Annotated in this window: 3 protein-coding genes; 1 reads left to right on the top strand and 2 read right to left on the bottom strand. The window is 70.4% G+C overall.

Annotated features, from left to right (window positions below; genetic code table 11):
- The first annotated feature begins 97 nt into the window (after nt 1–97).
- Nucleotides 98–1,351 (top strand): SfnB family sulfur acquisition oxidoreductase, encoded by a 1,254-nt coding sequence (locus ACFQ4O_RS16135; protein WP_378777165.1) that lies wholly within the window; start codon nt 98–100, stop codon nt 1,349–1,351.
- Between the two features lie 10 nt (nt 1,352–1,361).
- Here ACFQ4O_RS16135 and ACFQ4O_RS16130 read toward each other — a convergent pair whose 3' ends face one another.
- Both ACFQ4O_RS16130 and ACFQ4O_RS16125 read right to left on the bottom strand, forming a co-directional pair.
- Nucleotides 1,362–3,014 (bottom strand): DHA2 family efflux MFS transporter permease subunit, encoded by a 1,653-nt coding sequence (locus ACFQ4O_RS16130; RefSeq protein ID WP_378777163.1) that lies wholly within the window; start codon nt 3,012–3,014, stop codon nt 1,362–1,364.
- 27 nt (nt 3,015–3,041) lie between these two features.
- The coding region (locus tag ACFQ4O_RS16125; RefSeq protein ID WP_378777161.1) for an HlyD family efflux transporter periplasmic adaptor subunit at nt 3,042–3,594 on the bottom strand (553 nt) is incomplete at its 5' end.

The following is a 3,594-nucleotide window of genomic DNA, read 5'->3' as shown; positions in this document are numbered from 1 at the left end:
GGAGGTCGAGTTCTTCGGACGGGAGGTCATCCCGCTCGTCCGCGAGCTCGAGGCCGCCCGCCGCCCCGTCTCCGCCGCAGCCTGAGGAGGCCCGTCCATGAGCGGCCAAGCCAAACTCTCCGTCGTGGGCGCCGAGCCCAAGAGCGTGCCCGGCCCGAAGCGGCCCGCCTCCCCCGCCCACGTGATCCGCGACGACGCCGAGGCGCTTGAGGTCGCCGGGCGCGTCGCCGCCGAGATCGCGCCGGGGGCAAGCGAACGCGACCGCAACCGGGTCTGGCCGCTGGCCGAACTCGACCTGTTCTCCCAGAGCGGGCTGTGGTCCATCAACGTGCCGAAAGCCTTCGGCGGACCGGAGGTCTCCTACGCGACGCTCGCCAAGGTGATCGAGATCGTCTCGGCGGCGGATTCCTCCATCGGCCAGATCGCCCAGAACCATCTCGGCGTGGTGGCCGCGATCCGCACCGTCTCCGACGAGGCGCAACAGAAACTGCTGTTCGGCGAGATTCTGAAAGGCGCCCGCTTCGGCAACGCCTTCTCGGAGTATCACTCGAAGCGCGCGGCGGAGTTCGAGACCACCTTCACCGACGAGGGCGACCACGTCCTCGTCACGGGCCGGAAGTTCTACGCCACCGGCGCCCTGCTCGCCCATTACGTGCCGATCGTGGCGCTCGATGGCGAGGGCCGCGCCTGGTACGCGATCGCCGACCGCAGCGCGCCCGGCCTGACCGTGATCGACGACTGGTCCGCCTTCGGCCAGCGCGGCACGCTGTCCGGCACGGTCGTGCTCGACAAGGTGCGCGTGCCGAAGACCCATCTGGTCCCCGGCTACAAGGGCTACGACCGCCCGACCGCCGACGGCGCGATCTTCCAGATCATCCAGGTCGCGGTCGACGTCGGGATCGCCCGCGACACGCTCGACGAGACCATCCGCTTCATCCGCTCCAAATCCCGCGCCTGGGTGGACAGCGGACAGGAGAGGGCCTCGGACGATCCTTACGTGATCCATTCGGTCGGCGACCTGCAGATCAGGCTTCACGCGGCGCAGGCGCTGCAGGAGCGCGCGGGCCACGCCATCGACCGGGCGGTCGCGGACCCGACGGCCGAGACGGTGGCGGAGGCGCAGATCGCCACGGCGGAGGCCAAGGTGCTCTCGACCGAGATCGCGCTGCTCGCCGCCAACCGGCTGTTCGAACTCGCCGGGACCCGCTCGACGCTGGCCGAGCACAATCTCGACCGGCTGTGGCGCAACGCCCGCACCCACACCCTGCACGATCCGGTGCGCTGGAAATACGCCATCGTCGGCAACCACGCGCTGAACGGCGTCGCCCCGCCGCTGCACGCCTGGAGCTGAACGGCTCGGGTCAGTGCCCCGGCGCCTCCCCGCCGCCCGCGGCGGGGCGCCTCAGCAGCGGCGTGAGGACCACGAGCGCCGCGAACAGCAGGCCGAGCGCCAGGAACAGGTCGGAGAAGGCGAGCACCAGCCCCTCCCGGCGCACCATCAGCGCCATCTGCTTCACCGCCGCGAGCTCCGCGTCGGAGCCGAGCCGGGCGGAGAAGGCCTGCGTCATGGACGTCATGGTCTCCTCCGCCGCCTGCCGGCCCCAGACCACGCTCTCCCTGAGCCGCGCCATGTGCAGGTCCTGGCGGTCGTTCAGGAAGGTGTTGATGAAGGCGAGCCCGAAGGCGCCGCCGAGATTGCGCATCAGGTTGAACAGGCCGCTGGCGTTCTTCAGCTTGTCCGGCGGCAGGGTGCCGAGCGCCAGCAGGTTGATGGGCGCCATGCACATCATCAGCGACACGCCGCGCAGCGCCTGCGGCCAGAACAGCTCGCCGAAGGCCCAGTCCTTGGTCAGCCATGTCAGTTCGAGGCAGGACAGCGCGAAGCCGCAGAAGCCGAGCCCGATCAGCCAGCGTGGATCGATCTTGCGGGACAGGATGCCGACCGGCGGCGCGGCCACGAACATGAACAGGCCCGTGACGAACACCGTCTCGCCGATCTGCAGCGAATCGTAGCCCCGCACCCGGCCGAGGAACACGGGATAGAGATAGGTCAGGCCGTAGAGCCCGACGCCGAGCACGAAGGTGAGCGCCGAGCCGACCGCGAAGTTTCGGTCGCGATAGGCCCCGAGATCGACCAGCGGCTCCTCCACCGTGAAGCAGCGCCAGAAGAAGGCGACGCCGCCGACGAGCGACACCACGCTCAGCCAGCGGATGGCCGCGTCCTGGAACCAGTCGTCGCGGGCGCCTTCCTCCAGCACGTATTCGAGGCCGCCGAGGAAGGCCGCCAGCGCCACCAGCGCCACATAGTCCAGCCGGCGCAGCAGGCTGTGGTCCGGCCGGTCGAAATCCACCATGGTCCAGGCGATGGCGGTGGCGATGACGCCCGGCACCACGTTCACCAGAAACAGCCAGTGCCACGACATCAGCTGGGTGATGTAGCCGCCGACCGTCGGCCCGATGGTGGGCGCGAGCGTCACGGTCAGGCCCACCAGCGCCATGATCATGGGCTGCATGCGCTTCGGGAAGATGGCGTAGGCCGCCGCGAAGGCGGTCGGGATCATGCCGCCGCCGATGAAGCCCTGCAGCGCGCGGTAGACGATCATCTCCGGCAGGGTGGTGGCGGTGGCGCAGAGCGCGCTCGCCAGCGTGAAGCCCGCCGCCGACAGCGAGAACAGCACCCGCGTCGACAGCGCCCGGCCGAGATAGCCGGACAGCGGGATCATGATGACTTCGGCGATGAGGTAGCTGGTCTGGACCCAGGAGATCTCGTCCGGGCTCGCGGACAGCCCCGCCTGGATCTCGGCCAGCGACGACGACACGATCTGGATGTCGAGGATGGCCATGAACATGCCGAAGATCAGCGCGAAGAAGCCGATCAGGCGACGCGGCGTGACCTCGGGTTCAAGGGCTGGTCCCGCGTCCGGAGCCGAAAGCGTGGGGCGGGCCGACTCGCGGGGGACGCGGTTCGTGTCGGCTCGCCTGTCGTCGCCGGGGGGGACGGCGTCGTCGCTCATGGGTCCGGTTCCGGACGCGGGGGCCGGTCAGCGCTTCGCGGGGGCGGAAGCGCTGATCTCGGGTGTCTCGGGCGTGGTGCGGATGTCCACCGTCGCGACGACGGACAGGCCCGGCCGCAGCCGGCCCTTGCGCACGTCGTCGGGATCGATGCGGACGCGCACGGGCACGCGCTGGACGATCTTGGTGAAGTTGCCCGTGGCGTTTTCAGGCGGGAGCAGGCTGAACACCGCGCCGGAGGCGGGCGCCAGACTGTCCACCACGCCATGGGCGTCGTGTTCGGGATAGGCGTCGACGGCGAGCGTCACCCGCTGGCCGACGGCGATGTCGCCGAGCTGGGTCTCCTTGAAGTTCGCGTCCACATAGACGCGGTCGAGCGGGATCACGGCGAGCAGGCGCTTGCCGGGCGTCACGTAGTCGCCCGCCTGCACCGAGCGGTTGCCCACCACGCCGTCGAACGGCGCGCGGATGACGGCGGCGTCGAGGTCGCGCTGGGCCTGGGCGCGGGCGACGCGCAGCTCGCCGAGCTGGCGCTCCGCCTCGCCCTTCTGGGCCTCCAGCACCGCGCGGTTGGCCTGGGCC

Source organism: Methylopila musalis, from assembly GCF_042679725.1.
Classification (GTDB): Bacteria; Pseudomonadota; Alphaproteobacteria; order Rhizobiales; family Methylopilaceae; genus Methylopila; species Methylopila musalis.
Note: the sequence above shows the minus strand (reverse complement) of the source record. Positions and strands in the feature narration are given on the sequence as shown.

Excerpts from the sequence above, each read along its gene's own strand:
- ACFQ4O_RS16135 (WP_378777165.1), top strand. The coding sequence starts at position 98 with ATGAGCGGCCAAGCCAAACTCTCCGTCGTGGGCGCCGAGCCCAAGAGC.
- ACFQ4O_RS16130 (WP_378777163.1), bottom strand. The coding sequence starts at position 3,014 with ATGAGCGACGACGCCGTCCCCCCCGGCGACGACAGGCGAGCCGACACG.